Annotated in this window: 30 protein-coding genes; 13 read left to right on the top strand and 17 right to left on the bottom strand. The window is 72.6% G+C overall.

Translation table 11 applies throughout. The features are described from left to right. Positions 1-151: 151 nt before the first annotated feature. Together Q7T52_RS09120 and Q7T52_RS09125 are read right to left on the bottom strand one after the other, a co-directional pair. The gene (locus Q7T52_RS09120) at positions 152-1,351 is read right to left on the bottom strand and encodes a PQQ-binding-like beta-propeller repeat protein (protein ID WP_304801646.1); all 1,200 of its coding nucleotides are present in this window, start codon (positions 1,349-1,351) and stop codon (positions 152-154) included. A gap of 314 nt (positions 1,352-1,665) precedes the next feature. Beyond that, positions 1,666-2,526, bottom strand: a complete 861-nt coding sequence (locus tag Q7T52_RS09125) for an alpha/beta hydrolase (RefSeq protein ID WP_304801648.1) — start codon at positions 2,524-2,526, stop codon at positions 1,666-1,668. A 166-nt stretch (positions 2,527-2,692) separates the two neighbouring features. On the opposite strand from Q7T52_RS09125, the gene Q7T52_RS09130 reads away from it, so the two are divergent. Further along, positions 2,693-3,649: a helix-turn-helix domain-containing protein gene (locus Q7T52_RS09130; protein ID WP_304801650.1), complete on the top strand. Its 957-nt coding sequence runs from the start codon at positions 2,693-2,695 to the stop codon at positions 3,647-3,649. 18 nt (positions 3,650-3,667) lie between these two features. Here the strand turns inward: Q7T52_RS09130 and Q7T52_RS09135 are convergent, their stop codons facing one another. Together Q7T52_RS09135 and Q7T52_RS09140 are read right to left on the bottom strand one after the other, a co-directional pair. Further along, the gene (locus tag Q7T52_RS09135; RefSeq protein WP_304801652.1) at positions 3,668-4,672 is read right to left on the bottom strand and encodes a diguanylate cyclase; all 1,005 of its coding nucleotides are present in this window, start codon (positions 4,670-4,672) and stop codon (positions 3,668-3,670) included. A 90-nt stretch (positions 4,673-4,762) separates the two neighbouring features. Continuing rightward, positions 4,763-6,703 (bottom strand): M3 family metallopeptidase, encoded by a 1,941-nt coding sequence (locus Q7T52_RS09140; protein WP_304801655.1) that lies wholly within the window; start codon positions 6,701-6,703, stop codon positions 4,763-4,765. A 33-nt stretch (positions 6,704-6,736) separates the two neighbouring features. Here Q7T52_RS09140 and Q7T52_RS09145 point away from each other — a divergent pair, with 33 nt between their 5' ends. Then, positions 6,737-7,069 carry an antibiotic biosynthesis monooxygenase gene (locus Q7T52_RS09145; RefSeq protein ID WP_304801658.1) on the top strand — a complete coding sequence of 111 codons (333 nt, stop codon included), beginning with the start codon at positions 6,737-6,739 and terminating at the stop codon, positions 7,067-7,069. A 62-nt stretch (positions 7,070-7,131) separates the two neighbouring features. Here the strand turns inward: Q7T52_RS09145 and Q7T52_RS09150 are convergent, their stop codons facing one another. Beyond that, positions 7,132-8,346 carry an RNA polymerase sigma factor gene (locus tag Q7T52_RS09150; RefSeq protein WP_304801660.1) on the bottom strand — a complete coding sequence of 405 codons (1,215 nt, stop codon included), beginning with the start codon at positions 8,344-8,346 and terminating at the stop codon, positions 7,132-7,134. Between the two features lie 23 nt (positions 8,347-8,369). Then, positions 8,370-8,738, bottom strand: a complete 369-nt coding sequence (locus Q7T52_RS09155; RefSeq protein ID WP_304801662.1) for a YciI family protein — start codon at positions 8,736-8,738, stop codon at positions 8,370-8,372. A gap of 147 nt (positions 8,739-8,885) precedes the next feature. Here Q7T52_RS09155 and Q7T52_RS09160 point away from each other — a divergent pair, with 147 nt between their 5' ends. Both Q7T52_RS09160 and Q7T52_RS09165 read left to right on the top strand, forming a co-directional pair. Beyond that, the gene (locus tag Q7T52_RS09160; protein WP_304801664.1) at positions 8,886-9,482 is read left to right on the top strand and encodes a maleylpyruvate isomerase N-terminal domain-containing protein; all 597 of its coding nucleotides are present in this window, start codon (positions 8,886-8,888) and stop codon (positions 9,480-9,482) included. Between the two features lie 10 nt (positions 9,483-9,492). Beyond that, positions 9,493-9,849, top strand: coding sequence for a hypothetical protein (locus Q7T52_RS09165; RefSeq protein ID WP_304801666.1), 357 nt, complete (start codon positions 9,493-9,495; stop codon positions 9,847-9,849). Between the two features lie 18 nt (positions 9,850-9,867). Here the strand turns inward: Q7T52_RS09165 and Q7T52_RS09170 are convergent, their stop codons facing one another. From Q7T52_RS09170 to Q7T52_RS09185, 4 genes are all read right to left on the bottom strand, one after another. Beyond that, complete coding sequence (locus Q7T52_RS09170; protein ID WP_304801668.1) at positions 9,868-10,497, bottom strand: hypothetical protein; 630 nt, start codon at positions 10,495-10,497, stop codon at positions 9,868-9,870. A gap of 154 nt (positions 10,498-10,651) precedes the next feature. Then, the gene (locus Q7T52_RS09175) at positions 10,652-11,167 is read right to left on the bottom strand and encodes a DUF427 domain-containing protein (protein ID WP_304801670.1); all 516 of its coding nucleotides are present in this window, start codon (positions 11,165-11,167) and stop codon (positions 10,652-10,654) included. A 127-nt stretch (positions 11,168-11,294) separates the two neighbouring features. Beyond that, positions 11,295-11,612: a DUF1905 domain-containing protein gene (locus Q7T52_RS09180; RefSeq protein WP_304801671.1), complete on the bottom strand. Its 318-nt coding sequence runs from the start codon at positions 11,610-11,612 to the stop codon at positions 11,295-11,297. Next, on the bottom strand, positions 11,609-11,956 hold the full coding sequence (locus tag Q7T52_RS09185; RefSeq protein WP_304801673.1) for a DUF4287 domain-containing protein: 348 nt from the start codon (positions 11,954-11,956) through the stop codon (positions 11,609-11,611). Before Q7T52_RS09185 ends, Q7T52_RS09180 begins: the two co-directional genes overlap by 4 nt. A gap of 71 nt (positions 11,957-12,027) precedes the next feature. Between Q7T52_RS09185 and Q7T52_RS09190 the strand changes: the two genes are divergently transcribed. Beyond that, on the top strand, positions 12,028-12,540 hold the full coding sequence (locus tag Q7T52_RS09190) for a hypothetical protein (RefSeq protein ID WP_304801675.1): 513 nt from the start codon (positions 12,028-12,030) through the stop codon (positions 12,538-12,540). 10 nt (positions 12,541-12,550) lie between these two features. On the opposite strand, the gene Q7T52_RS09195 is transcribed toward Q7T52_RS09190, so the two are convergent. Genes Q7T52_RS09195 through Q7T52_RS09210 form a run of 4 tightly spaced genes read right to left on the bottom strand, consistent with a single transcriptional unit; the run spans position 12,551 to position 16,914 of the window. After that, a complete protein-coding gene (locus Q7T52_RS09195; RefSeq protein WP_304801677.1) occupies positions 12,551-13,000 on the bottom strand; it encodes a YbjN domain-containing protein in 450 nt (149 codons plus the stop codon). Further along, positions 13,000-14,565, bottom strand: a complete 1,566-nt coding sequence (locus Q7T52_RS09200) for a hypothetical protein (protein ID WP_304801679.1) — start codon at positions 14,563-14,565, stop codon at positions 13,000-13,002. Before Q7T52_RS09200 ends, Q7T52_RS09195 begins: the two co-directional genes overlap by 1 nt. Beyond that, positions 14,552-15,280 carry a hypothetical protein gene (locus Q7T52_RS09205; protein WP_304801681.1) on the bottom strand — a complete coding sequence of 243 codons (729 nt, stop codon included), beginning with the start codon at positions 15,278-15,280 and terminating at the stop codon, positions 14,552-14,554. Before Q7T52_RS09205 ends, Q7T52_RS09200 begins: the two co-directional genes overlap by 14 nt. Further along, positions 15,259-16,914, bottom strand: coding sequence for a peptidoglycan-binding protein (locus Q7T52_RS09210; RefSeq protein WP_304801683.1), 1,656 nt, complete (start codon positions 16,912-16,914; stop codon positions 15,259-15,261). The genes Q7T52_RS09205 and Q7T52_RS09210 overlap by 22 nt, the downstream gene beginning before the upstream one ends. Before the next feature lie 84 nt (positions 16,915-16,998). On the opposite strand from Q7T52_RS09210, the gene Q7T52_RS09215 reads away from it, so the two are divergent. From Q7T52_RS09215 to Q7T52_RS09230, 4 genes are all read left to right on the top strand, one after another. Next, entirely contained in the window at positions 16,999-17,559 is a 561-nt protein-coding gene (locus Q7T52_RS09215; protein ID WP_304801685.1) for a gamma carbonic anhydrase family protein, read from the top strand. After that, a complete protein-coding gene (locus tag Q7T52_RS09220; protein ID WP_304801687.1) occupies positions 17,556-18,848 on the top strand; it encodes an MFS transporter in 1,293 nt (430 codons plus the stop codon). Before Q7T52_RS09215 ends, Q7T52_RS09220 begins: the two co-directional genes overlap by 4 nt. A 22-nt stretch (positions 18,849-18,870) precedes the next feature. Next, on the top strand, positions 18,871-20,361 hold the full coding sequence (locus Q7T52_RS09225) for an SDR family NAD(P)-dependent oxidoreductase (protein ID WP_304801689.1): 1,491 nt from the start codon (positions 18,871-18,873) through the stop codon (positions 20,359-20,361). 96 nt (positions 20,362-20,457) lie between these two features. Beyond that, complete coding sequence (locus Q7T52_RS09230; RefSeq protein ID WP_304801691.1) at positions 20,458-20,967, top strand: hypothetical protein; 510 nt, start codon at positions 20,458-20,460, stop codon at positions 20,965-20,967. Between the two features lie 255 nt (positions 20,968-21,222). On the opposite strand, the gene Q7T52_RS09235 is transcribed toward Q7T52_RS09230, so the two are convergent. Next, positions 21,223-21,720 carry a DUF664 domain-containing protein gene (locus Q7T52_RS09235; protein WP_304801693.1) on the bottom strand — a complete coding sequence of 166 codons (498 nt, stop codon included), beginning with the start codon at positions 21,718-21,720 and terminating at the stop codon, positions 21,223-21,225. 35 nt (positions 21,721-21,755) lie between these two features. Here Q7T52_RS09235 and Q7T52_RS09240 point away from each other — a divergent pair, with 35 nt between their 5' ends. The 3 genes from Q7T52_RS09240 (at position 21,756) to Q7T52_RS09250 (ending at position 23,518) form a co-directional block, all read left to right on the top strand. Next, entirely contained in the window at positions 21,756-22,235 is a 480-nt protein-coding gene (locus Q7T52_RS09240) for a group II truncated hemoglobin (protein WP_304801695.1), read from the top strand. A gap of 10 nt (positions 22,236-22,245) precedes the next feature. Continuing rightward, entirely contained in the window at positions 22,246-22,878 is a 633-nt protein-coding gene (locus Q7T52_RS09245; protein ID WP_304801698.1) for a hypothetical protein, read from the top strand. A 178-nt stretch (positions 22,879-23,056) separates the two neighbouring features. After that, the gene (locus Q7T52_RS09250) at positions 23,057-23,518 is read left to right on the top strand and encodes a hypothetical protein (RefSeq protein WP_304801700.1); all 462 of its coding nucleotides are present in this window, start codon (positions 23,057-23,059) and stop codon (positions 23,516-23,518) included. Here Q7T52_RS09250 and Q7T52_RS09255 read toward each other — a convergent pair. Next, positions 23,470-25,200 (bottom strand): DUF429 domain-containing protein, encoded by a 1,731-nt coding sequence (locus Q7T52_RS09255; RefSeq protein WP_304801702.1) that lies wholly within the window; start codon positions 25,198-25,200, stop codon positions 23,470-23,472. The two genes, Q7T52_RS09250 and Q7T52_RS09255, sit on opposite strands and share 49 nt — an antisense overlap. A 95-nt stretch (positions 25,201-25,295) precedes the next feature. Between Q7T52_RS09255 and Q7T52_RS09260 the strand changes: the two genes are divergently transcribed. Then, complete coding sequence (locus Q7T52_RS09260) at positions 25,296-26,498, top strand: MFS transporter (RefSeq protein ID WP_304801704.1); 1,203 nt, start codon at positions 25,296-25,298, stop codon at positions 26,496-26,498. On the opposite strand, the gene Q7T52_RS20635 is transcribed toward Q7T52_RS09260, so the two are convergent. Beyond that, a partial coding sequence (locus tag Q7T52_RS20635) for an AraC family transcriptional regulator (protein WP_370692312.1) occupies positions 26,385-26,630 on the bottom strand: 246 nt, incomplete at its 5' end. The genes Q7T52_RS09260 and Q7T52_RS20635 overlap by 114 nt on opposite strands.

Here is a 26,630-nt window from a genome sequence, read left to right on the forward strand (position 1 = left end):
GGCTGATGCGCTCGCCTCATCTCACTCGGTAGCCCAGAGCCGATCGGCAGTCGCCCGATCCAGTCATCCTGCGCGCAGCTGGGTTCGCACGTGCCCGTCTCCGCCAGGCCGGCGCCGAAGACCCCGAGCCCCGAGCGGGTCCTCGGGCTCTTCAGTAGGGGAGGACGGTGTCGTTCGCGAGCACGTAGTCGTCCCCGACCACGATCGGGACGTCGACGTCGTGGGTGCCGGCGACCTTCCCGTTCCGACCGACCGCAAGGACCTCCCCACCGACGAGGTGGAAGACGTAGTCGTCACTCGTAGCGATCCGGGTGTACTCCGCCATCTCGGCCTCGAACGCCGACGTCGGCACCGTGGCCGGCTCGCGGTCACCGTCAGCGAGCGTGTGCTGACCTTCAGCGTCGTACCAGACGAGAAGGTCTGCCTCGAGAGACTGGCTCGGCACCGTCGTCGCGAACGGCTCGGTGGCTCCCGACGCCAGGTCGACGACGTCGGTGCCGTCGCCGGACTCGTCGGAGACCAGCAGGACGTCGTCGAGCATCGCCTGGAGGACCTGTCCATCGGCCCCCACCCACGTCTCCTCGCCGGTGGTCTCATCGAGCACGACGGTGCTCGCCCCCCGGGTCACGACGACCCGCCCGTGTCCCACTGCGTACGGCTCGTCGTCGGTGGTGCGCCACCGCTCGGCGCCGGTGCCCGTGTCGAGACCGACGAGCGCTGGGGGGTTCCTGCCGAGGTCGTCGACGTAGCTCACGACGGTGGCGTCGGCGTCGGTCGCCGCGACGACGACGATCGGGTTGCCGGCGCCGGTGCTCCACCGCCACAGCGGCCGGCCGGTGGACTGGTCGAAGGCCTCTAGGCCGTGCTCCTCACGTGCCCCCGTGCACCGACGCCCGGGCGCCCCGGAGTCGCAGGTGTACTCGGAGAAGGGCACCAGCACCGGGTCACGGCCGCCGGTGCCCATGGAGGCCTGAGTCAGGCTGTAGGAGATGTACCCGCCTGGGATCTGACGCGACGGCGACCCGGTGAGGGTCCAGAGCTCCTTGCCCGTCGTGCGGGAGTAGACCGCCGTGGTGCGCTGCGTCGCGCGAGGGCCGCCGCGCAGCTCGTAGGTCAGGATCGAGGTCGCGCTCACCGTGGTCACGTCGGTCCTCCGCCCGGGCACGGCGGTCCACTGCGCCGCCCCGGGCTCGAACGCCGGGGCCGGCTCGATGACGGTCGCCGCAGTCGAGGGCGTCGGCGTCGTCGGTGTCGTGGGCGGCTCGTCGTCGCTGCACGCCGCCGTCGAGACGACCAGACCGATCGCCATGGCCAGGCCGACGGCACGGCGGGACCGGGACGCGGGTTGCATGCCCATCACTTCCCGACCGGGTCAGGGTGCAAACCGGGGACGTCTCCATTCTGCGAGTCGCACGACCCGCGTCTGTCCGCCGGCAGTGGGCAGCTCGAGGCGCCCTCGGGCAGCCGAGAACCGCCGCGGGTGTCGGTGTGCCGGGCCAGTCAGTCGTGAGAGCCCGACCCTGGCGCCGTGTGGCACACGGACACTCCCACCGTTGCCCTGCAGAGCGGTGCAGCACCAAGGGCGAGCAAGGGGCGGTTCACCGACCGGGACACCTCACGCAGAGGGCAGGTCCACGCTGGCCGCGCCTCGGGAAGCTACCCCGCTCAGACCCCGACCTTGCGGAAGAAGTCCAGACAGGTCTGGGCGACCTCCTGCCAGCCTGAGTCGATCGTGATCGAGTGTCCTCGCCCCGGGACCTCGGCGAACTCGGTCACCGAGTGTTGGTTCTTGGCCTGCTTCTTGTAGGTCGCGCGGGCGATCGCCGGCGGCGCCTGGTGGTCCTCCTCCCCCACCAGGACCAGCATCGGTCCGCGGTCCTCGCCCTTCTTCCTGGCCTTCACCTCGCTGCCGGGGTTGACGTTGGCGAAGGCGGCCTGGAACAGCGGGATACCCGAGCCGGCGACGTGGAACTGCTCGTAGAGCTCCTTGGCCTCCTGCTCGTCGACCGAGCTCGCGAAGCCGAACCGGAACTGGTCGCAGGTCAGGGTGATGGCCCGGGCGCGGTTGGCCGGGTTCGCCAAGACCGGTGCGGCTGCCTTCAGCGCGTTGACAGGCAGCGGAAGGACTCCCCGTGAGGGCGCCGGCGAGATGGCGCAGGTCGCGGCCGACAGCCCTCGTCCGGCGAGGATCTGCACCAGGACGCCTCCGAAGGAGTGGCCGATGATCGCCGGCTTCCGGTCGAGCCGCTCGATGATCGCCTGCTGGTAGGCCGCGACGTCACCGACGCTCTTGCCGGCGAAGACGTCGGGGTGGGAGCGGGCGTCCTCGATGCTCTCCGGGTCGTCGGGCCAGCCGGGGGTCACGGCCGTGTAGCCGGCGTCCTCGAAGAACGCCGCCCACCTGTCCCAGCTCGAGTCGAGGAGCCAGAGTCCGTGGACGAGCACCACCGGCTGCTTCCCGGAGGCGTTGGCGCGCTCCACCTCGGCGAGCTCGGCCGGTTTGGGGGTCGTGGTGCTGTCGGACATCGGGTGCGCCTCTCGTCGGGAATGCTGGCCAACGTAGGAGCCGGGCCGGGACCCAGACGGTCTGCGCGTGCATGGTCCTGTGCTGGCTGTGCACGGAGGTCGGGACACCGGGCCGCCGTCGCTCTAGGCTCCTGCCCAGCAACAGCTCCAGCATCGGAGGTCGGTCATGAGCGTCGTGTTGAACTCCGACGACATGCCCGTCATCGATCGCGAGGCCATGATCCACGAGGCCATCTGCTCCGGCGTCCTCCCGGTGGAGATCCGGTGGGACCGTCCCGCCGACCGGATCGACCTCCACTGCAGGCTGGCCACCGCGGGTCCGCTCAACTTCAACTCGGCGCGATCCTCCGACAACGCGTTGTGGCGCACGGCGCGTCAGGCGAGATCGGACCACGAGCCGTCCGTGTTCGTCGCAGTGCAAGGTGTGGGGAGCTCGCGCATCTCGCAGGGCGACCGGCAGACGACGCTCCGCCCCGGCGACGTGACGATCTACGAGACGACCAGCCCCTACTCGATCACCAACCCGGGACTCACCGAGCTGCACTACTTCCAGGTCGCCCGCTCCGCTCTGGCCCTCCCGCAGGGGACCCTGGACCAGGTCCTCGGCGCTCGCATCGGTCCCGACAACAACCCGCTGGCCTCGGTGGTCACGCCCTTCCTGGCATCCCTCGGCCGCGGCGACGTCCTCGACCGGCCGCGGGCGGCGGAGCTGGTGGTCGCTCCCGCACTCGAGCTGGTTCGCGCGCTGGTGGCCGCACACGTGGAGGACGAGGACCTCGCGCGTGAGCCCCTGGACCAGTCACTCGCGTTCCGTATCCAGCGCTACGTCGCCGACCACCTGGGCGATCGCGACCTGAGCGCGGAGACCATCGCCGCCGCGCACCACGTCTCCGTGCGCCAGCTCTACAAGGTCATGGCGCAGGCCGACATCCGGCTGGCTGACACCATCCGTCGACAGAGACTCGAGGCCTGCCGTCGCGAGCTGCGTGACGGCCGACGGCGACACGTCGCGATCGCGACGGTCAGCGCGCGGTGGGGATTTGCCGATCCCTCGCACTTCAGCCGGGTCTTCAGGACCGAGTACGGCATGACGCCGCACGAGTGGCGCACAGGTACCAGCTGACCCGTGACCGGACACGTCCTACACGGACCCAGCCAGCCGAGCCTCCCGACGCACAGCTTTGGCCGCGTACATGGCCGCATCAGCCTGCGCCAACGCGTCCGGGAACCCCCGGAGCACCGAGATCGGCGCCCAGCCGATCGACCCAGCGACTCCGACGTCAGCAAGAGCGGCATAGATGCGGTCGACCACGTGGACGGCCTCCGCCTCGGTGCAGCCGCGCAGCAGCACCGCGAACTCGTCCCCGCCCAGGCGCGCGACGACGTCGCGGTCCTTGACCGACCCGGACAACGCAGAAGCAGCGAGCTGGATGTAGCGGTCTCCGGCTTCGTGGCCCTGGGTGTCGTTGACCGTCTTGAGCAGGTCGAGGTCGAGCACCACGGCCACCGTGGGGTCGGCGAAGCGGTCGAAGCGCTCCTGCTCCTCAGCGAGGATCCGCTGCCAGGCGCGCAGGTTGAACAGCCCGGTCAGCGCGTCGGTCTCGGCGGCCAGGGTCGCCTCGAACACCGCGTACGCCGACTCGTCGCGCGTGCGGTCGGCGGCGAGCACCATGCTGAGGAGCTGGCCGAGCAGCGCCAGCAGCGGTGCGGCCTGGGACAGCTCGCCGTCGAGGCTCTTGCGTGTGGGGTCGACGCCGCAGAGGACGCCGAAGACGGATCCCGAGGGCTCGTGGATGGGCGAGCCGGCGTAGGCACCGACGGTGAAGGTGTCGTTGAACGTGGATGCGGCATAGGCGGGCACCGACTGCGCGTCGGGCGCCACGGTGGGTCCGAGCCCGGACACCATCTGGTAGCAGTAGCTGTCCTGCCACGTGACGGAGCCACCGCGCTGCACGGCGTACGCGTCGGTGGCGTTCAGCTGGATGAAGGTCTGGCGCTCGTTCTCGACGCGGGTCACCGCCCACAGCGCCATGGGCACGTGGGCCTCGAGGTACTGGAGCACCAGGTGCGAGGCAGCGTCGAAGTCCATGTCGGGCGTCAGCACCGGCATCGCCGGGGGTGGGCACGGGGCCACATCCTGCGTCATGGAGCCTACCTAGGCGGATCGTACGGGGGTCGCGTCCATCTAGTTCGTCGGCATCTCACGGGGCCGACTTGAGCCCGGCGCCGCGCGGGCTCAGCCGGCCAGCCACGCGGCGTAGGCGTCGAACGTGTACGGCCGACCCAGGAAGTCGGCGACCAGGTCGGCAGCGTCCTTGGTCCCACCGGGCGCCAGCACCCGGTCGCGGTAGCGCCGCGCGACCTCAGGTGCGAAGAGGTCGTCGGTGTCGAAGGCCGAGAACAGGTCCTTGGCGATGACCAGCGACCACATGTAGGTGTAGTAGGCCGAGGAGTAGCCGCCGAGGTGGCCGAACGAGGCGTACATGTGGGAGCCCTCGAGGTAGGGCCAGGCGGAGTACTTCTCCTGCAGCTCGATCATCCGGGTCGTGAGGTCGGCGGGGCGCTCGACGTGGAACCAGTACGACATCGAGGCGTAGAACATCTGGGTGCGCGCACCGGCGCCCTTGCCGAAGTCGTCGCTGGCGCGCATCGCCTCGACCAGGTCGGCCGGGATCGGCGCACCGCTCTCGTCGGTGGCGAACGAGCCGAGGACTGACGGGTCCCAGGCCCACTCCTCGAGCATCTGGCTGGGCGCCTCGACGAAGTCCCACTCGGTCGCGACGCCGGCGAACCGCGCCCACGGCACGTGCCCGCCGAGCGTGTGGTGCACCAGGTGGCCGAACTCGTGGAACAGCGTCACCACGTGGTCGTGCTCCATCAGCCCGCGGCTGAAGTTGCAGACCAGCACGCCCTCGGGCAGCTGCGCGCCGGCGACGCCGTCGGTGAGGGTGAACTGCGCGGCGTGCTTGAACTTGCCGTCACGGGGGTGGAGGTCGAGGTAGATCCGGCCGAGGCCGTCGCCCGAGTCGGCGTCGACGACGTCGTAGGCCGTCACGTCGGCGTGCCAGACCGGGGCGTCGGGGACCTCGTCGTAGCGCAGCCCGAACAGCTTGCCGGTGACCGCGAGCAGCCCGGTGCGGACCTTGTCGAAGGCGAAGTAGGTGCGCACCTGCTGGGAGTCGACGCGCATCTGCTCCTTGCGCACGAGCTCCTCGTAGTAGGGCGCGTCGGCGCCGGTGACGCGCTCTGCGTCGGGCTGGTCCTGGCGGTAGCGCGCGAGCAGCGTCGCGAGGTCGCGCGCCATCGGCTCCTCGGCGGCGGCCGCGATCCGGTCGATGAACTCCGGGATCGCCGGGCCCTCGCCGATCATCTTGACCTGCGCGTCGTAGGCCGCCCAGTCGTCGAAGCCGACCAGGGTCGCCAGCTCGTGGCGCAGGTCGAAGAGCTCCTTGAGGAGCGGCTCGGTGGCCGGGTAGCCGCGGTTGAGGAAGGCGTCGAGCATGTCGCGACGTACGTCGGCGTCGTGGCAGAACTGCCGCACCGGCACGGCGTCGGGGTAGTCGGTCGTGACGGTGACGAGGCCGTCGTCGTCGGCCGGGTGGGCCTCGAGCCAGTCGCCCGGCAGCCCGTCGAGGCGCTCGGGCGCGACCCGGATCGTGCGCACGTCGTCACGGACGGCCTTGCTGAACTCCTGGTCGATCTCGGTCATCCGCTCCTGGATCGCGGTGATCCGGGCGCGGGTCTCGTCGTCGCGGTCCACGCCGGCCCGGGTGAAGTCGCGGCGCACCTTGGTCAGCAGGCGGCTCGCGTGGTCGTCGAGGCCCTCCTCGGACAGCCCGGCGAACAGCTCGAACAGACCGCGGTCGAGCGACAGCTCGGTGCTCACGCGGCTCACGTCCTGCTCGGCCTTCTCGGCCGTGGTGCGGACGGCCTCGTCGGGGTGCACGTTGCCGAACAGCGACCCCATCGACGCCACGTTGCCGAGCTGGAGCGACATCTCGTCCCAGCGGCGCAGCACCTCGATCGCCGCCGAGTCCCCCGTCGGCGGGTCCTCGCGCAGGCCGGTCACGATCTCGGCGGCGCGGGCCAGGCCGGTCTCGGCGCGGGTCCGCACCCACTCGTCCCAGGCGTCCGGGTCGGCGGGCAGGGTCAGCGGCTCGAGGGTCTCGGGGGTCACCGCTCCAGCCTAGAAGACGGGGAGAATGGCCCCATGGAGCGCATCCCTCCCTCGATCGGCCAGGTGGTCACCGTCTTCCGCAACCGGCTGCGGGACGACCCAGCCGCCCGGACGGCGTACGCCGACGAGCTCGCCGTCGTCGCCGCGCTCGCCCGCGAGATGCCCGGGTTCGTCGAGACCAAGACGTTCGTCGCCGACGACGGGGAGCGCGCGACCATCGTGACGTTCGTCGACGAGGCGTCCCACCGCCGCTGGCGCGACCACCCCCGCCACCGCGAGGCCCAGCGTCGCGGCGTCACCGACTACTACGAGACCTACTCGATCGCCGTCGGCACGACCTCCTACGCCAGCCACTTCGCGCGATAGTCCCCCACCGACGGGATTCTTGAGTCAGTCCAGAATCCCGTTTGTCGGGGACTATCGCGGCGTCACCCGAGGGCGAGCTGGTCGCGACGGCGGGTGAGGTAGGCGGTCTCGGCGGGATTGTCGATGAGCGCCAGCGCGGCGTCGTACGCCGAGCGCGACTCCGCCGAGCGGCCGAGGCGGCGCAGCAGGTCGGCGCGGGTGGCGTGGAAGGGGTGGTAGCCCGACAGCGACCCGTTGAGCCGGTCGACGAGGGCCAGCCCGACCTCGGGGCCGTCGAGCTCTGCGACGGCGACCGCACGGTTGAGCTCGACGATCGGGCTGGGGTCGATCGCGGCCAGCTGGCCGTAGAGCGCCGCGATCTGCGACCAGTCGGTGTCGGCGGCGGCGCGGGCGTCGGTGTGGACGGCGTTGATCGCGGCCATCAGCTGGTAGCGGCCGGGCCGGTTCGTCGCCAGGCACTCCCGGACCAGCGCGTGGCCCTCCTGGATGAGAGGACGCGACCACGCGCCCCGGTCCTGCTCGGGCAGCGGCACGAGCGTGCCATCGGCCGAGATCCGCGCGGGGCGGCGGGCCTCGGTGAGCAGCATCAGCGCGAGCAGCCCGGTGACCTCGGGGACCTGGGGCAGCAACGCCCGCAGGATGCGGCCGAGCCGGATCGCCTCGGTCGTCAGGTCGTCGCGGACCGACGTACCCTCCGCCGACGACAGGTAGCCCTCGTTGAAGACCAGGTAGACGACGGCCAGCACGCCCGCGACCCGCTCGGGCAGGTCCTCGAGCGACGGCACGCGGTAGGGGATGCCGGCGCCGGCGATCTTCTTCTTGGCGCGGGTGATGCGCTGGGCCATCGTCGTCTCGGGCACGAGGAACGCCTGGGCGATCTCGGCGACGGTCAGGCCGCCGAGCAGCCGCAGCGTGAGCGCCACGCGCGCCTCGGGGGCGAGGGCGGGGTGGCAGCAGGTGAAGACCATCCGCAGCCGGTCGTCCTCGACCGGTCCGGTGGGCTCGTGGGGTGTGTCGTCCTCGATCATGAGCGCCGCCTGGTGCTTGGCGTCGCGGTGGGACTCGCGGCGGATCTTGTCGATGGCCTTGCGCGCGGCGGTGGTGGTGAGCCACGCCCCCGGGTTGGGGGGCACGCCGTCCACCGGCCACTTCTCGAGCGCGACCAGGAGCGCCTCGCCCGCGGCGTCCTCGGCGACGTCGATGCTGCCGAAGCGCCGGGTCAGTGAGGCGACCACCCGGCCGAACTCCTCGCGGTAGACCCGCTCGACCACGTCCACGCGGTCCCCCGACGCCAGGCGCCTCAGGCCTCGGGCTCGAGCTGGAAGGGACGGACCTCGACCTTGCCGGCGCAGGCCTGCGAGCCCTTCGTGGCCCAGTCGAGCGCGGCGTCGAGGTCGGCGGCCTCGATGATCCAGAAGCCGCCGAGGTACTCCTTCGACTCCGAGAACGGGCCGTCGGTGACGATCGGCGAGTCGCCGGTGGCGTCGACGACGGTGCTGGACTCGCGGTCCTGCAGCCCGCCGGCGAAGACCCACGCGCCGGACTCCCGCAGCGCGGTGTTGAAGGCGTCGACGGCCTCGATGATGGGCTGGAAGTCCTCCATGGTCTTGGTGGCCATTTCGGCGTCGCTTGCCTCGTCGTGGTTGACGGCCAGGAAGTACTGCGGCATGACGTGCTCCTCGTGATCTGGGTCGGCGGCCCGGGTGGCTGCCTCACACCCCTTCCACGAACGAGGCGACGGCCCTACGACAGCTCCGGGAAAACTTCTCGGATCTTTCTATCGCGATCGGACCCGGTGGCTGAGTAGCGTCGGCCCATGACCGACTGGGCCGTGCTCTACCGCGACCACGTGGCGGCGGTGGGTGCCCTCGCCGGCGACCTCTCCGACGAGCAGCTCGCGAGCACCGTGCCGGGCACGCCCGCCTGGACCGTGCGCGACCTCCTCGCCCACCTCGCGGGCGGCGCCGCCGACTCCGTGACCGGCCGGATGGACGACGCCCCGTCACCCGAGTGGACCGCCCGCCACGTCGGCGAGCGCGCCCACCTCCCGGTCGGCGCGCTGGTCGAGGAGCTCGAGACCAACGCCGACGCGGTGGCGCACTCGACCGTCGACAACCCGCGCCCGGCCATCGTCTGGGACATCGCCGTCCACCACGCCGACCTCCACGAGGCACTCGGGCACGGCCGGCTGCCCGACCACCTGTGGACACCGGTCCTCGACATGGTGGCGCCGATGAAGGCCCCCGACCTGGTCGGCACGGTCGAGCCCTACGAGCTGTTCCGCGGGATCTTCTCGCGTCGCTCCCGCGCCCAGATGCAGGCCTGGGGCATCGACGACGACGGCATCGAGTCGGTCTGCATCTTCGGACCGCGCGACGACGACCAGCCCGTGCCGCCAGCCGGCCGGGGCTAGGGGGCCGGCCATGGCTCGGTACGCCGTCAACGACCCCGCCGTCGAGCGGGCCCGCGACCTGATCGCCAAGCGCCAGTACGTGCTCGACAGCGACTGGGGCGACGTCCAGCCGTCGGCCGACGTGCAGAACGGCTACCTCGAGCGGCACAGCTGGGACGACTACGGCGCCTGGCACCTCGGGCTCACCGAGGGCGCCAACGACGAGACCAAGGCGCGCTTCGCGTTCGTCTACGGTGACTTCCGGCGCGTGCACCGCTCCGGTTTGATCGCGTGCGTCTATCGCGCCTCGGAGTGGCGGCACAAGAAGGTCGAGCTCGCCGCGCACTCCCTGCTCCAGGAGCTCGACGAGGCCGCCGGGATCGAGTGACCCGCCCGCCGTCAGCCCTCAGCGAGCCAGCGCGAGCAGCGTCGGCGTGCTGTTGTTGGGCCACCGGCCGACGAGCGTGCGGGTGCCCGTGGTGTCGAGCGTCGACGGCGGCGAGACCACGCGGCAGACGGTGAGCTCGAGGCCGCCGGCCTCGATGACCGTGCAGCCGGGGACCTCGTGGCGCTCGACCGTGGTGATCTCCGGGACGGGCGCCCCAGCCAGCCCGCTGCCGTTGACGAACGTGGTCGTCTCGCGGGTCGTGAGCTCGCCGTCGACCTCGACCTGCATGGTCGCCTCGCGCCCGCCCCTCAGGATCGTGGTGGCCAGCGCGGCGGCGTACGCCGGGTCTGCGCAGCCGTCGTAGACCCACCGCGGCCCCAGCACGCTGTGCTGCATCTCGGTCACCAGCGCATCCTCGGCGCCGGCCAGCGGCGCGCCGCGGTAGGTGACCGGCACGTGCAGCACCGGCCCGTCACCGGCCTGGACCAGGAACGTCTCGATGCCGACCTCGCCGGCGGGGTCGTCGAAGCGGTAGGCGCCGAGCACGGTCGGCGTGCCCGAGCCGGCGTACCACGGGCGGTGCGGCGCCCACGCCGCCAGCATCTCGAGCTTGGTCGGAGTGATCGTCGCTTGGTACAGGTGAGCCATGGGTCCAGGGTGCCACCTGGGTCACGAGGCCCACACCGTGATCGGGTGGCTTGACCTCACCAGGTCTCGACACCGGTTCGCGCCCGAGCAAGCTCGGTCGGCGACCCGGATGCTCGACGACCCTCGACGGCCCACGGACTTCGTCCGCGGACCGTCACCAGCCCCAGGTGCCGGGCTCCCCCTTGAACGGTCCGACGACGCGCGACGTGATCCAGCCGCCGTAGAAGCCGCCGGCCTGCGCCTGCACGACCTCGCCGTCGACGAGGCAGCGGTCGACCTGGCCGGGCATCACCGAGACCGCGCCCGCGAGGTCGGCGAAGCGGGGGGTGGGTGCCAGGTAGGTCCAGCCGGCGCGCGGGGCGACCTGGCCGCCGCCGACGACGTCGTAGTAGGACGCCGCGCCCTTCCACTCGCAGTGCGAGGAGCCCGCGGCCTCGCGCAGGGCGCCGGCGACGAAGGCGTCGCGCGGGAGGTAGTAGGTCGGGGGGTGGCTCGTCTCGAGCACCCGCCACGAGTGCGTGGTGGAGGCGACGACCTCGCCGCCGACGACGATCTCGACCGTCTCGGAGGACACCTCGAGCGCGGGCGGTCGGGGGTAGTCCCAGCAGGACTCCTGGCCGGGGCCGGGCTTGGTGCGCTGGCTGGGGCGGGGATGGGGAAGGGCGGCCACTACCCCAGCCTGGCACGACGGCACGACTCGCCATCGCTGGCGGATGCAGGCGTCGTCCAGGTCGTGCCCTGGCGGTGCCCGCGGGTGCGTCGGCATGCTCGGCGCATCTCAAGCACCTGCGGTGCCGTCAGGGTGCGGCCTGGGCGGCGCCGGCGCCGCCATGGATGGCGAGTCGTGCCGTCAGGTGGATGAGGACCTCGTCACCGGCCTCCTTGCCGGAGTCGACGCGCAGGGCACCGGCGACAGGGAGCTTGTGGGTGCCGTCGCCCAGCGCCATGAACGACGACTCGAACGCCACGCCGTCGACGGTGCCGCGGACCTTGACCCGGCCCTTGGTGCCGAAGGTGGCGACCGACTCGGGCCAGACGACGTAGGTCCAGCCGCCCTTGGCGTCGCTGCGCCGCAGGACCTCGGTGAAGGTCAGGTCGAGCGCGGTCTCGCTCATCGGTTCGCGAGCCCGTCGAGGCGGAGCAGGGCGGACTCGTCGCGGTGCGAGCCCGTCGTACCGACGTGCTTGGCGCTGATCTCGGGACCGTTCTTGATCACGTGGACCAGCGCCATGCCGTGGCCGCGGCCGATCTCGAGCTCGTCGGCCAGCCAGGCGAGGATCGGGCCGGCCAAGGTGTCGGCCCCGAAGCCCTGCGCGTGGGCGAGGTCGACGATCTCCTGCGGGGTCCTGCCGGACTTCTTCTCGGCGTTGTCGAGGTAGGCCTGGAACGACATGTCGGTCTCCTGGGGGGCGGTGGGACGAGGGTAGGAGCACAGACCGGGTGTGACCAGGGAACTCATCGGGGAAGCCTGCCGTCGGACGACCACGACCACGGGCACGACCACGGCACGACACACGAACGGGGACCGACATGGCCGAGACGGTGGAGAGGCGACAGCTCTGGCTGGAGGAGGAGGTCGGTCGGCTCGGCGCGCTGGCCTCGCTGGCGGTGCCGACCGCGCTGGCGGTGGTGGCGCTGGTGCTGCCGATGTTCCGCTACGGCACGGGGGCCGGGGAGGCCCTCGACGAGATCGACGGCGCGGCCGAGCAGGCCACGCTCCTCGGGGTGGTCCTCGACCCCGGCGAGACCGGCCCGACGACGGCGATCACGGTCGCCGCGCTGGTGGTGGTCGTCGGGCTCGTGGTGAGCGCCGCCTCGGTGCGGTGGTGGGTCGCGACGCGGGACGCCTGGCCGGGCGGGCTGATGCTGGGCGCGGCCGGCGCGACCCTGGTCGCGGCGTTCGTCCTCTGGGTGCTGACCAACCAGAACGACGAGGGCGGCCGCCTCGGCACCGAGGAGATCGACCCGACGATGCAGCTGTGGCTGGTGTTCGTCGTACCGGTCTGGTTCCTGGTCGCACGTGCCCGTACGTCGTCCTGGTAGCCCGGAGCGGTCAGAGCGCCAGCCGGGCGAGGGCGCCGGCCGGCTCACCGCCGGCGGCGACGCCGGCCAGCTCGGCCAGGCACCGGTCGACGGTGAGGACGTTGCCGTAGACCAGCCCGCGCAGCAGCCCGTCGGTGGGCTCGGCGCCGTGGGAGAGGAAGAGCATCGTGCGGAAGACCGCGTCGCCGGTGTCGAGGTCGAGCTGGAAGGCGCCGGTGAGCAGCCGCCAGTTGGTGCGTACGACGAGCTCGGTGACGGCCGGGCGGTGCTCGGGCGCCACGACGAACGGCAGCACCGACTCGAACGCGAGCTGCCCGAACGGGTCGTAGGGCCGGGCCCGGCAGTCCCACTCGGCGTCGGTGCCGAGGAAGTGGGTGTCGATGCACGGCAGGCCGTCGTGCTCGCCGGGGGCGACGGGCCAGCCGTCGTCGGTGAGGAAGCGCAGGGTCTGCTCGAACATCAGGGCGCGACCATCTCGTCGGCGACGACCGCCCGCAGGGCACGGGCCTGGGCGAAGCCCGGCTCGAGCTCGAGCGCCCGCTCGGCCCACTGGTGGGCGGCGTGCAGGTCGCGCAGGCCGCGCCGGGCGACGCCCATCGCGAAGGCCGCGGGCGCGCTGTCGGGGTGCTCCTTGACGGAGATCTCGAGGAAGTCGACGGCCCGGGCGAACCGGTCCATCGCCGAGAGGGCCAGCCCGACGCAGAGCGCCAGGTCGGTCGGCTCCCCGATGGGGAACCAGTTGTCCCAGACCCGCAGCAGCACCCGCTCCACCTCGCTGCGGCGCTGGTCGGGCAGGTCCGGCAGCGTCTCGAGGAGCAGCGGCAGCAGCTCGACGAGCAGGACGGGGTCGAAGTGGGCCAGCCGCAGGCAGGCCAGCGCCGTCTCGACCGACCGGGCGGCGCCCAGCAGCGGGCGGACCAGGAAGGCGTTGTCGGGCCCGGTGTCGACCAGGTGGTCCTGCAGCGCCGCGGCGAGACCCGCAGGGTCGTCGACCGCGCCGCGCACGAAGGCCGCGACGACGAGGCTGTGCGCCGGGTCGCGGGGCAGCACGGCGACGCCGCCGAGACGGCGCGTGTGCTCGGCGACGAGGTCGAAGTTGACCATCAACGAGAAGCCGCTGCCGTGCAGCACCACGGCCGGCTCGGGCTGGGAGCACAGCTCGAGCGCGGTCGCGTGGCCCTTGTCGGCGACCAGGGCGCAGCTCGGCGCGTTGCTGAGCGCGTCGAGCAGGTCGAGGCAGGCCAGGGCGCCGGTGGGGACGAGGACGGCCGTGTCGTCGAGCGTGTCGCGGTAGTGCTCCAGGATCGGGCCGAGGTCGTCGGGGAGCGCCCCGCACGGGGCCGACTCCCAGCCGATGCCGTCGACCCGCAGATCGGTCGGCACCTCGGCGCGCACCTCCAGCAGCTCGCCCGAGCGCACCAGGTAGGCGTCGGCCCGCAGGCTGTCGAACACGTAGTTGGCGATCCCGACCACCGGCCCACCCAGCGAGCCGGGGCCGAGCGGGCGGCCCGAGACCACGAGCTCGGTGGCCCGCAGGTCGTCGGCGTCCAGGACGGCGAAGTCGAGGAACCCGTCCTCCACCATCGGCCGGTACGCCGGGCACGCGGCCCAGGCGGCGACGCGCTCCGGCGCGAAGTCGGTGAGCACGTAGGTGAACGGGCGCGTCGGGGCGAGGGCGCGGAGGTGGCGCACGAAGAGGTAGGCGAACCGGCCCGACCCGCCACCGATCTCGACGACGTGGGGCCGGTCGTCGTACGACGACGGCACCGACCGCAGGAACTCCAGCGCCAGGCGGGCGTAGGTGTGGGCGATCGCCGGGTTGCCGGTGATGTGGTGCGGGACCGCGCCCGAGCCCCAGAGCCCCTCGGCGTCCTGGTCGTAGAAGTCCCGCTGCCGCTGCCAGAGGCTCGACCGCGAGAGCCGCTCGGCCGGCGCGACGGTGCCGCCCGTGCCGAGCACCGACCCGATGGTCTTGCCGCGGCGAGCCGTCTCAGTCGTCGTCTCAGTCGTCTCAGTCGTCGTCACCGTCGTCACCGTCCATCCACACCAGCTCGACCGGCCGCGGCACGCCGCTGCCGTCGACGTCGACGGCCACGCCGTCGACCTTGACCGTCCGGAAGCCGCCGGCCACGGGTGCGCCGACCTCGAGTCCGGAGAGGGGGTGGGTCCAGCCGGGGTCGACCGGGCCGTCGACGTCGACCTCGACCGTCGTCGCCGACTGGTCGACGACGGCGCTCCCGGCGTCGAAGACGCTCGCCCGGGCGCTCGCGCCGCCCGTCCGTACGACGAGGGCCTCTTCGCCCAGGTGCCGCAGCGCCGCGGTGCCCGGGTCCGTCGGGGAGCCAGACACGTGGAGCTCGAGCGCGGCGACGGGGTGGCCGAGCAGGTCGACGTGCAGCTCGCGCAGCAGCGCGACGAGGTCGGCCGCGAGCGCCGGCGGCTCGGCCCCGGCGTCCAGGAAGACCCCGACGCCGTCCGCGTTGACCTGCTCGGAGGCGCCGGCCCCACCGGGCGCCGCGACCTCCAGGTCGCCCGGCGCCGCGGCGGCCGCGGTCTCGACCGCCCCACGGAGCGCCTCGAGCTCGTCGGCGAGCAGCGTCCGGCCGAAGCGGCCGACCCGGTCGCCCGCCGTCTCCCAGCCGACGACCTCGCCGGCGTCGTCGACCTCGAGGCCGGCCGTGCGCGGCGGGCGTCCGGGCTCGGTGCGGGTGAACCGGATCATCGTCGCTCCGGGGTCCACTTGTCGGCCTTGCCGTTCTGCAGGGCCCACTCGCGGGCCAGGATGTTGACGAACGGCTGGACGTGGCGCGGCTCGATCGGGTGCTCGTGCGCGCCGGCGGCCGCACCACCGCCACCCTTCTCGGGCGTCGTGACCATGTTGCCCATCAGGCCGTTGTTGGAGTAGAGGAACGGCGTCACGCTCGCCGACAGGTTGCCCTGGAACCCCGGGACGCTGACGGCGGCGAACGCGGCCTGGATGTCGGCGTAGACCGAGGCGCCGCCGTTGGCCTTGGCGTACTGCTGGGCGACGAACCGGGAGAACGCGCCCTGGCTGAGCGGCGCGACGACCGCAGCGAGCTTGGCGCCCCAGCGCTCGTCGTTGGACGCCTTGACCGGCGCGGCGACCACGTCGTCGAGCGGGAGCCGGGCCTTGATGTCGGCGGCCATCTTGGTGGCGTCCGCCTCCGAGCCGGCGAACGCGCCGACGTTGGGCTCCTCACCGGTCACCTGGCGGTAGTGCTCCTCGGTGCGGTTGTACTCGTCGGCCAGGCCGATCAGGTGGCCGAACTCGTGCGGAGCCATCGAGCGGCGCTCGTCGACGGTGTACCAGGTGCCCGAGTTGGAGCGGCTCGCCGCCTTCTGGGCCTTGGTCTTGGCCTTGGGGTCGTGGTGGTGGACGTCGACGTCGTGGCCGGCGCCGCGCTTGGCCTCGAAGTCGATGTCCATGCTCAGCTTCTTGGGGTCGTCCTGGTTGACCGCCTTGAAGGTGCTCCAGATCTCCTTGATGTCGGCCAGCCACTGGCTGATCCGGCCGTCGACCCCTGCCGACTTCTTGTGGAAGGCGATCCCGAGGGAGATGGTCAGCGCGGTCTTGGACAGCTTCCAGTCGTACGACGCCGTGGTCCCGACGTTCTTGACCCCCTCGACCTCCTCGTGCCAGTCGAACTCGACGTGGCCCTGCGTCGCGGCACCGGCGGTCTCGAGCTTGGCCCAGGTGGTGGGGTCGGCGATCCCGGTGGCCGGGAGCGGGACCGAGGTCTGGAAGAGCTTGAGCGCGCCGTCGGTCAGGGGACCGAACCGGCCGTCGACCGTCAGCGCCTTGCCGGCCTTGCCGCTGTTGTTGAGCCGCTCCTGCAGCTCCTTGACGGCAACGCCGCGGTCCTTCACCTTGAGCGCCGCGTGGGTACCCAGGGCCGGGTTGTCGAGGTCGGCCTGGCTCTGCCCGGGCCCGGCGACGACCACCTTGCGCTTGCTGATCTCCACCACCGGCGCCCGCGTCCCGAGCTGGTCGTGGGTGACGCCGTCGACGACGCCGTTCTCCGTCACGCCCTTGACGCCCTCGGCGATCAGCTTCCTCTGGAACGACTTCGCGGCGGCCGTCGTCGCGTCGTCGAACCGTCCGGTGATCGCGAGGCGAGGGACGGCCCCGACCACGTTGAGCTGCTGCTGGACGTGGCCGACCTCGGGGGTGGGGCCGTCGCCCTCCTTGACCCGCTGCACCGTCATGGCCTGGACGAGCTGGCCCACCACCCGGTTGCCGACCTGGCGCTGCATCATCGCGATCGGGTCGATCGGCGCGCGCCGGGGGGGCCCGGCCGTCTCCTCCTGGTCGGGCACGCGGGAGGGCGGCTTGCGCCGGGCCCGGTCGGCCATCTGCTCACGGTAGGACCGCGGCCGCCACACGCGCATCGGCAGCCCGTCAACCGTGCCCGAAAGGGCACGGACCACAATGAGCCGGTGAACCTGTTCGAGTTCGAGGGCAAGCGCCCCGTCGTGCACCCTGAGGCGTTCGTCGCCGCGACCGCCACCCTCATCGGCGACGTGACCGTCGAGGCCGGCGCGAGCATCTGGTACGGCGCGGTCCTCCGCGGCGACATCTGCACGATCGTCGTCCGGGCCGGCTCCAACATCCAGGACAACTCCGTGCTGCACGCCGCACCGGGCGAGACCCTCGAGGTCGGGCCCGACGCCACCGTCGGCCACGGCTGCGTCGTCCACGGCAAGGCCGTCGAGGAGAAGGCGCTCGTCGGCAACGGCAGCACCCTGCTCGACGGCTCCGTCGTCGGCCCCGGCACCCTCGTCGCGGCCGGGTCGGTCGTCACGCCCGGCACCGTGCTGCCCGGCGGCATGGTCGCGGCCGGCATCCCGTGCAAGCCGACCAAGCCGATCGGCGGCACGTCGTCGGAGTTCTGGGTCGAGACCAACCCGGTCTACTACCGCGAGCTCGCCCAGAGACACCGGGCCGGGATCGTGCCCGTCGAGCCCGGCGTGCCCGACCCGACCTCGCAGCCCGAGTGAGCCGCCTGCGGGGTCTCGTCGCGGACACGCGCCCGCTCCAGAACGACCACTTCCGGCGGCTCTGGGTCGCCAACATCATCACCGTCATCGGCGCCCAGCTGACGGTCGTCGCCGTACCGGCGCAGATCTACAGCGACACCGGGTCGTCGGCCTACGTCGGGCTCACCGGCGTCTTCGGTCTCGTGCCGCTCGTGGTCTTCGGTCTGTGGGGTGGCGCGCTCGCCGACGTCTTCGACCGGCGCACCATCCTCGTCTGCACGACGGCCGGGCTCATCGTCACGAGCGCGCTGTTCTGGGTGCAGGCCGCGACCGGCAACACCAACGTGTGGGTGCTGCTCTGCCTGTTCTCGGTGCAGCAGGCGTTCTTCGGCGTCAACCAGCCGACCCGCTCGGCGGTGCTGCCGCGCCTGCTCGAGCCCGAGCTGCTGCCCGCCGCCAACTCGCTCAACATGACGGTCTTCATGGCCGGCGGCATCGCCGGGCCGCTCGTGGCCGGCGCGCTGATCCCGGTGTTCGGGCTCGAGTGGCTCTACCTCATCGACACGATCACCCTGGTCGCCACGCTGTCGGCGGTCATCAGGCTGCCCCCGCTCAAGATCGAGGGCGCCATCGCCAAGGCGCCGGGCCTGCGCTCGGTGGTCGAGGGCTTCACCTACCTCAGGACCCAGCCGGTGCTGATGATGTCGTTCGTCGTCGACATCATCGCGATGGTCTTCGGCATGCCGCGCGCCCTGTTCCCCGAGATCGCCGACAAGAGCTTCGCCGGCAACCCCGAGGGCGGCCTCGCGTTCGCCCTCCTCTTCGCGGCCATCCCCGCGGGCTCGGTCATCGGCGGCGTGTTCTCCGGCTGGGTCTCGCGGGTCTCGGCCCAGGGCCGCGCCGTCGTCCTCTGCATCGTGCTGTGGGGCCTGTCGATGATCGGCTTCGGCGTCGCGGTCGGCCTCGGCGGCGAGTACGACTCGCTGCGGCACGCCATGCTTATCGTCGCCGTGCTGATGCTCGTGGTCGGCGGCGCGGCCGACATGGCCTCGGCCGCCTTCCGCTCCTCGATGCTCCAGGCTGCCGCCTCCGACGAGGTCCGCGGGCGGCTCCAGGGCATCTTCATCGTGGTCGTCGCGGGCGGCCCGCGCGTCGCCGACGTCGCGCACGGCGCGGCGGCCGCCTCGGTGGGCACCGCGGCCGCGGCAGCGGGGGGTGGCGTGCTGGTCGTGGTGGGCGTGGTCGTCGCCGCGCTCGTCGTACCGTCGTTCGTGCGCTACCGGGTCACCCGGCCCTCCGCCCAGCTGTAGCCCCACCACCTAGGCTTGGCCGGTGATCCACCCCGACGACCTCGAGACGACGCTGCGCGTCCTCGGGATGCTGCACACGGTGCCCGAGGACGACCCCGACCACGTGGCGGTCAAGCGGGCGGCGTCGCACATGTACAAGGCGATCAAGCGCGACCGCAAGCTCTCCAAGCGGGCCGCCGAGCTCGCGCACGACCGCTCGGTCACCGAGGCGACCGCGACCGGGAGCCCGCTGCGGATCGACGACGAGACCGAGGGGCTGCTGCTGACGTCGAGTGCGGCCGACGGCGGCCGGCAGTTCGCCGGCGAGCTGGTCAACCCGCGCGGCTGCTACATCTGCAAGGACGACTACACGCTCGTCGACGCCTTCTACCACTGGCTGTGCCCGTCGTGCGCCGCCCTGTCGCACGCCAAGCGCGACCAGGGCACCGACCTCACCGGACGCCGTGCGCTGCTGACCGGCGGCCGCGCGAAGATCGGCATGTACATCGCGCTCCGGCTCCTCCGCGACGGCGCCCACCTCACCCTCACCACGCGCTTCCCCCACGACGCCGCGCGCCGCTACTCGGGTCTGGCCGACAGCGCCGACTGGATCCACCGGCTCAAGATCGTCGGCATCGACCTGCGCGACCCGACCCAGGTCGTCGCGCTCGCCGACGACGTGGCCGCGGCCGGGCCGCTCGACGTGCTGGTCAACAACGCCTGCCAGACCGTACGCCGCCAGCCCGGCTCCTACGCGCCGCTCGTCGAGGCCGAGCGCGAGCCGCTGCCCGACGGCGTACCGCTGCCCGAGATGGTCATGTTCGACCGCATCTCCGAGCTGCACCCGGCCTCCATCTCCGGGGCCCTGGCCGCCGCGCCGGTCGCCCACCACGAGGGCGAGTCGCTCGAGCAGGCGCGCGCCGCCCACACCGCGGCGTCCCTGACCGCACTGGCCCTGCGGGCCGGGCACGCCTCGCTCGAGGCCCACCTCGACGGCTCCGCGGTCGACGCGGGCGGGCTGCTGCCCGACGTCGTCACCAGCAACTCCTGGACCCAGACCGTCGACGAGGTCGATCCGCTCGAGCTGCTGGAGGTGCAGCTCTGCAACTCGGTCGCCCCGTTCCTGCTGGTCTCCCGGCTCCGGCCGGCCCTGGCCGCGGCCGCCCTCGCGGCGCCGTCGGGGCGCTCGCACGTGGTCAACGTGTCGGCGATGGAGGGCCAGTTCTCCCGGCGCTACAAGGGTCCTGGGCACCCGCACACCAACATGGCCAAGGCCGCGCTCAACATGATGACGCGCACCTCGGCGGGCGAGATGTTCGAGACCGACCGGATCCTGATGAACGCCGTCGACACCGGCTGGATCACCGACGAGCGCCCCCACCACGAGAAGCTGCGGATCGCCGCCGAGGGCTGGCACGCGCCGCTCGACCTGGTCGACGGGGCCGCCCGCGTCTACGACCCCGTCGTCCGCGGCGAGGCCGGCGAGGACCTGCACGGCCACTTCCTCAAGGACTTCGAACCCAGCCCCTGGTAGGGCCCTGCCCGACGACGGCGCAACTTTCGGCAACCGCCCCGCATCTCCCTGGTGAGCGCGCCACGAGGGCGCGCCCCCTGCTCCGGAGGTCCTCCCATGCGTACGAAGCGCACCGCCGCCCTGCTCGTCGCCACTCCCGCCCTGCTCGGCGTCCTCGCCCTCACGGGCTGCAGCGACACGGACGGCGACGACGCCGCCGACGCGAAGCCCGTCTCCGCCGACGCCACCACGTCGGCACCGGCGGACGCGTACGACGAGGACCTCCACGCCGGCATCGACGAGGACCAGGTCGGACCGATCTTCCCGGTCGACGTCCAGGCCCCGCAGCAGGGCGGCACCTACACGGCCGTGGTGCTGGCCACCGGCAGCCAGGCCGAGCTCGCGGACCAGGTCGAGCTCGCGCAGAAGTTCGCCTTCACCGCCGGCATCTCCGACACGGGCTGCCTCGACGGCGTGACCGACTCGGTCGACGTCGCCGACGGTGACCTGGTCGCCTCGCTGCTCTTCCGCGACGCGACCACGGCCGGCCAGTTCACCGACTCCTACGCCGAGGTCGGCGGCACCGTCGAGGGCGTGGCCGAGGTCAGGACGTACTGCCTCGACTGACCTGCCGCGCGCGGCTGCTGGCTGGCGAAAAGGTGGCTCACACACCGCCCACACCGACCGACCCCGATGAGCGGTGAGTCAGCCACCGAAGACGGTGCCGACGTCGCCCCGAACGGTGGCTCACAAACCGCCCACACCGACCGACCCCGACGGGCGGTGAGTCAGCCACCGAACACACCGACCAACCCACGCCGAACGGTGGCTCACACACCGCCCACCCCGACCGCCGGCCAGGTCACCCGGCCGACGGACGGTCTAGAGGCCCAGCAGCCCGCGGACGTAGGCCGCCTGGCCGACGTGCTGCGTGTCGTCGTTGACGACGCTGACCAGCCGCGCGCCCAGGGTGACCGGCGGGTCCCAGCGGTCGTCGACGACCCGGTCGAGGTCGTCGGCGCCGAGGGTGCCGAGGTAGGCGACCGTGCGGTCGTGGACGGCCGCGGCGTAGTCCGCCAGCAGCTCGGCCGATGCCGCGAACGCCGCCACGTCGTCGCTGCTCTGGCCGTAGCCGATCGCCGCGGCGTCGTAGGGCAGGTCGAAGCGCGCCACGTAGCCGTCGTAGACCTGGTCGTGCCCGCCGACGTCGGCGACGTGGTCGTCCTGGACGCGGGCGAGGTGCCAGACCAGCCAGCCGATCGGGTTGGCCTCGGGTCCGGGGCGGTGGCGCAGCTGGTCGTCGGTGAGGCCGTCGAGCACGGCCTGCGTGCTCTCGTGGACGCGCCCGAAGGCGTCGGTCAGCAGGTCGGTCGGAGTCACCCCGCCAACCTACGTCGCGGCGTACGCTGCCGCTCATGGGAGTCGACGAACCCGGCCTGCCCACGCTCTTCGAATGGGCCGGCGGCAGCGATGCCCTACGACGCCTCATCGACGCGTTCTACGACCGGGTCGAGGCCGACGGGCTGCTCTCCGGGTTCTTCCCGGGCGGGGTCTCGGAGCACCACCGCGACCACGTGGCCGCGTGGTGGGCGGAAGTGCTCGGCGGGCCGACCCGCTACGCCGACGAGCTCGGCGGCTACGAGTCGATGCTCGACCACCACCGCGGTCTCGACATCTCCCCGGAGCAGCGCCACCGCTTCGCCTCGACGATGAGCCTCGCCGCCGACGACGCGCGGCTGCCCGACGACCCGGAGTTCCGCGCCGCGATCATCGGCTACCTCGAGTGGGGCACGAGGATCGCCATGCACAACAGCCGTCCCGGGGCCGACGACCTCACCGAGCACGCGCCGGTCCCGCGGTGGGGCTGGGGCGTCGCCCCGCCCTGGCAGGGCTAGCGTGCGAGGCGTGAGGTCCCTCGTCGTCCTGGTCCTGCTCGCCGCGCTCACCGCCTGCGGCTCGGACGACGAGCCCGTCGCCGCCGACCAGGTCGACGTCGCCGACACCGTGTCGACCGAGCCCACCAGCCAGCCCACCAGCCAGCCCACCACCGAGCCCACCACCGACACCCCCACGCCCGAGCCGGTCGACCTCGGCGACGACCCCCTGGTGACCCTGACCGGCGACGAGGTCTGCGCCGCCCTGACCCCGGCCGCCGCCACCCTCGCCCTCGGCACCGAGGTCTCGCAGGCCGAGGCGTCCGACTCCGAGACGCCGCAGTGCACCTACACCTACGGCGGCGACTCGGCGACGCTCTCGACGTTCACCGTCGCGGCCCAGCGGCCCGAGGACATCGGCGACCGCGGGCTGGCCGACGCCTTCGACTACGTGCTCGAGGTCAACCGCGGCCTCGCCGTCGACACCGAGGTCGAGGAGGCCGACGTCGCCGCCGGCGACCGGGCGGCGCGGCTCACCGGCGAGACGCTGACCCTCGCCGTCGTCGCCTCCGGCGGCCACCTGCTGACCATCATCACCACCCCCGACCTCGACACCACCGCGGTCGAGGCCCTCGCCGCCACCGCAGCCGACGCCGTCGCCTGACGCGAGTCGACGACCCGGGGAGCAGACGACCCGCCGAGTCGGCGCAGAGTTGAAGTCAGATTCACGCGAGTCGGCGTTGCTGCTCAGTCCCTGCGCCGACTCGCGCTCTTCTCACTTGAACTCTGCGCCGACTCGGCTTCGGGGTGGATGCCGTGGGCGTCGACGTACAGTCGGCGGGATGAAGGGTCTCGTGGCGCTCGTCCTCCTGCTCGGGCTCGCGGCGTGCTCGGGGTCCGACTCCGACGGACCCGGTGACGACACCGCCAGCGATGCCCGGCCCTTCTCGCCGGCTCCGACCGACAAGGGGGGCGAGACCGACGCGGTCGACCTCGCCGGCACCGACGTCTGCGGCCTGGTGCGCGAGGGCGTCGACGCGTTCAACGTCGGCGACCTGGAGGGCACGATCGCCAAGTTCGAGGAGGCCCTCCCGCTGGCCGAGGACCTCGCCGACGACAAGCCGTCCGACGAGACCCGGGTGCTGCTCGACGCGATCCGCTACTACGCCGAGCTCCCGGCCGAGGACTACGTCGAGGCCAACCAGTCGGCACCGGACTTCCAGCGCTTCAAGGCGTTCACGCTCACCGCGTGCGCCTACGAGGGTCCGCCCGCGGGCGCGACCGACCCCGCCATCCCCGCCTGACCGCGCAGCCGCCCGAGCCGCTGCTCGAGCAGCGGCCGCCGGTGGCCGTTGGAGTGCAGGGCGACGTAGCGCTCGCCGAAGACCTGGAGCAGCGCGTCGTCGAGGCGGCGTACGGCGCCGGGCGGGTGTCGGTAGTCCATCCGCTCGGCGATCAGCGGCTCGTCGGCGTCGCGCAGGACCCCACCGAGCTCCTCGAGCGACGTGACGCCGAGCTCGAGCAGGAGGCCGGCGATCCAGCCGTAGTGCTCGGCGCGTGACCACTCGGCGTCGGAGTACTGGCCGGCGAGGAAGGCCGCGAGCTCACGGGGGTCGAGGCGCGGGTCGTCGTCGGCGGGGGCCTCGGAGGTGACCTCGGGCGCCACGCCGCGCAGCCGGTCGCGGATCTCGCCGAACTCGCGGTCGGCCAGCTCGAGCAGCCCGGCGGCGAGGGTGAAGCGGCGGTCGAACTCGCGCGCGTGCTCGTCGGGGACCGTGCCCTTGTAGCGGATGTCGTGCTCGAACTCGGCCCACGCGTGCTGCAGCACGGTGCGGATCTGCACCTGCACCAGCTGGCCGCCGTGCTCCTGGTCGAGATCGAGCAGCAGGTGCCGGCTGGCGTAGCCGAACCGTCCCTCCATCGCCGTCTCCTGGCCGAGGTCGCGGTCGTCGGTGACGGTCACCTGCTCGGCGAGCACGTCGGCGACGGCGGTGACATCGCCGGAGACGTAGGTGATGACGCGGACGCCGACCTGGTCGGTCAGCTGGGCGATCGGGTCGTCGTAGAGCGGCTGGCCGGCGGCGGTGCGCGCGGCCTTCTCGGCGAACGACGCGACGGTCTTGGTGCGGCCGGTGACGGAGAGGTAGTTGATGCCGGCCTCGTCGAGGATGCCGCGCACCAGGTCGACGGCCTCGCGCCCGATCCGGGTGAGGTCGGCGTGCCGGGCACCGTAGGTGCGCACGGCCTCGGCGACGACCTCGGTGTGCGGGCGCGCGACCGGCTCGGTCCCCAGCGACGGCGTGACGATGTAGCCGGTCTCGAGGTCGCCGTAGCGGGTCACCTCGTCGGGGCGGGTGTCGGCGAAGAGCGCGAGGTAGGCGCACAGCACGGCGTCGACCTGGTCCTCGACGCGACGCAGCTGAGCCTTCTGCGTGGCGGTGGCGACCGTCGTGCGGAGGACCTGCCAGGTCTCGTCGGTCGCGACCAGGCCCTCGACGTGGCCCATCAGCGCGAGCAGCTCGCCGCGGAGCAGCTCGAGGTCGCGACCCGGCTTGGCCTTGTAGCGCAGGACCTTCTCGAGCCCGAACAGCACGATCGTCGCCGGGTGGGGATAGACCTCGATGGCCCGTCGCGCGCGCCCGGACCGCGGGTCGATGTCGAGGCCGAGCCGCTTGGCGACGCGGGCCGCGCGAGTGCCGTTGGCGAACTCCGGTTTCCCCGTGTTGGAGGGGTGGGTGCCGGCGTCGAAGCGCCGGAAGTCCTTGCTGAGCGCCTGCTCGGCGGGCCGCGACCCGGTCGCGTTCTTGACCACCAGCGGCGCGTCCATCGCCACCAGGCAGGGACCGTCGTACGCCGCCAGCGCGGCCTCGATCTCGTCGTCGGTGAGCACCGCGCCCACGTGGAGAAGACGCGCGTCGGCGTCGATGACGGCCACCCCGGTGGGCTTCCGCTCGCCCCAGGCGAGGTCGATCCCGACGTAGTGCACGTGGCCAACCTAGAGGGCGGCGACGCTGGCCGAACGATCATGCGCGCGCGACATCCGATCAAGCCGGTGCCGCCGGCCGATCGCAGGCTGGTGGGGTGACCACGACCTCCGACCCCGCGCCCACCTCGAGCACGACCCCGACGACCCCGACGGACCTCGCGACCGGCCGCCGTGAGGGCGGTCTCGGCCCGATCCTCGCGCTCGCCGCCGGCATCGCGGTGCTCGTGTCGAGCGAGTTCCTGCCGGCCGGGGTGCTGCCGTCGTTGGCGGCCGACGTCGGCGTCAGCGAGGGCACGGCGGGCCTGGCCGTCGCCGCGACCGCGATCGCCGGGGCGTTCACCGCGCCCAGCATCGCGGTGCTGCTGCCGAGGACCGACCGCCGCACCGTCCTCGTCGGCCTGCTCGTCGTCGCCGCGGTCGCCAACCTCGCCGTCGCGCTGGCCCCGAGCTTCCTGCTCCTGCTCCTCGGACGGCTGGTGCTCGGCATCGCGATCGCCGGCTACTGGTCGTTCGCGTTCGGAGCCGGCACCGTCGCCTCGCCGGGCCGCGACCACGTCGTCGCCACCTCGATCGCCCTCGGCGTCACCGGGGCCACGATCGTCGGCGTACCGCTCGGCTCGCTGCTGGGTGACGCCATCGGGTGGCGCTCGGTCTTCGCCCTCGCGGCCGGGCTGTCGCTGGTCAGCGCGCTCGTCCTGGCCCGGATGCTGCCGTCGGTGCCGGCCAGCCCGGGCGCCGGGTTCGCGATGCTGCGCCGCGCCCTCGCCAACCGGCACCTGATGGCCGGGATCGGCGCGGTGATGCTCGTGGCGTTCGGCAACTTCGCCGCCTACCCGTTCATCCGGCTCGCGATCGACGAGGTCGACCCCGGCGCCACCACCTGGCTGCTGCTGCTCTGGGGCGCGGGCGGGCTCGTCGGCAACCTGACCGCCGGGCGGTTCGCCGCGCACCTGCGGGTCGTCGCCGCCGTCGCGCCGGTCCTGCTCGCCGCGAGCCTGCTGGTCACCGCGCAGGCGACCACGGTCCCGGTGCTGGCGCTCGGCATCTTCGTCTGGGGTCTGGCGTTCAACGCCGTGCCCGTCGCGACCCAGCTCTGGGTGACGCGGGTCGAGCCGGAGCACGCCGAGTCGGCCGTGGCACTGCAGGTGACGGCGTTCCAGGTCGCCATCACCCTGGGGGCGGCGTCAGGAGGCGCGCTCGTCGACGCGCACGGAGTCGTGACGGCTCTCGCCCTGGGGGCCGGGCTCGCGGCCGGGGGCGGCGTCGTGTTCGCGGCGCTGCGTGACGCGCGCGCCTGACGTCGAGCCCGGGTCGGCGCGCCAGGCCTGGGGTGAGACGCCGTGCTGCGACGTGAACGCCCGGCTGAAGGCCGCCGACGAGCCGTAGCCGATGGCGTGCGCGACCTGCTCGACGCCGCTGGACCCGGTGCG

The sequence above is a fragment of the Nocardioides sp. genome, assembly GCF_030655615.1.
Classification (GTDB): Bacteria; Actinomycetota; Actinomycetes; order Propionibacteriales; family Nocardioidaceae; genus Nocardioides.

Bases quoted from the DNA above. Each gene is read 5' to 3' on its own strand.
- Q7T52_RS09170 (WP_304801668.1), bottom strand. From the start codon at position 10,497: ATGGCTCACCTGTACCAAGCGACGATCACTCCGACCAAGCTCGAGATG.
- Q7T52_RS09120 (WP_304801646.1), bottom strand. From the start codon at position 1,351: ATGCAACCCGCGTCCCGGTCCCGCCGTGCCGTCGGCCTGGCCATGGCG.
- Q7T52_RS09185 (WP_304801673.1), bottom strand. From the start codon at position 11,956: ATGAGTTCCCTGGTCACACCCGGTCTGTGCTCCTACCCTCGTCCCACC.
- Q7T52_RS09160 (WP_304801664.1), top strand. From the start codon at position 8,886: ATGACCGACTGGGCCGTGCTCTACCGCGACCACGTGGCGGCGGTGGGT.
- Q7T52_RS09210 (WP_304801683.1), bottom strand. From the start codon at position 16,914: ATGGCCGACCGGGCCCGGCGCAAGCCGCCCTCCCGCGTGCCCGACCAG.
- Q7T52_RS09130 (WP_304801650.1), top strand. From the start codon at position 2,693: ATGAGCGTCGTGTTGAACTCCGACGACATGCCCGTCATCGATCGCGAG.
- Q7T52_RS09195 (WP_304801677.1), bottom strand. From the start codon at position 13,000: ATGTTCGAGCAGACCCTGCGCTTCCTCACCGACGACGGCTGGCCCGTC.
- Q7T52_RS09145 (WP_304801658.1), top strand. From the start codon at position 6,737: ATGGAGCGCATCCCTCCCTCGATCGGCCAGGTGGTCACCGTCTTCCGC.
- Q7T52_RS09180 (WP_304801671.1), bottom strand. From the start codon at position 11,612: ATGAGCGAGACCGCGCTCGACCTGACCTTCACCGAGGTCCTGCGGCGC.
- Q7T52_RS09190 (WP_304801675.1), top strand. From the start codon at position 12,028: ATGGCCGAGACGGTGGAGAGGCGACAGCTCTGGCTGGAGGAGGAGGTC.
- Q7T52_RS09250 (WP_304801700.1), top strand. From the start codon at position 23,057: ATGAAGGGTCTCGTGGCGCTCGTCCTCCTGCTCGGGCTCGCGGCGTGC.
- Q7T52_RS09125 (WP_304801648.1), bottom strand. From the start codon at position 2,526: ATGTCCGACAGCACCACGACCCCCAAACCGGCCGAGCTCGCCGAGGTG.
- Q7T52_RS09135 (WP_304801652.1), bottom strand. From the start codon at position 4,672: ATGACGCAGGATGTGGCCCCGTGCCCACCCCCGGCGATGCCGGTGCTG.
- Q7T52_RS09230 (WP_304801691.1), top strand. From the start codon at position 20,458: ATGCGTACGAAGCGCACCGCCGCCCTGCTCGTCGCCACTCCCGCCCTG.
- Q7T52_RS09165 (WP_304801666.1), top strand. From the start codon at position 9,493: ATGGCTCGGTACGCCGTCAACGACCCCGCCGTCGAGCGGGCCCGCGAC.
- Q7T52_RS09155 (WP_304801662.1), bottom strand. From the start codon at position 8,738: ATGCCGCAGTACTTCCTGGCCGTCAACCACGACGAGGCAAGCGACGCC.
- Q7T52_RS09240 (WP_304801695.1), top strand. From the start codon at position 21,756: ATGGGAGTCGACGAACCCGGCCTGCCCACGCTCTTCGAATGGGCCGGC.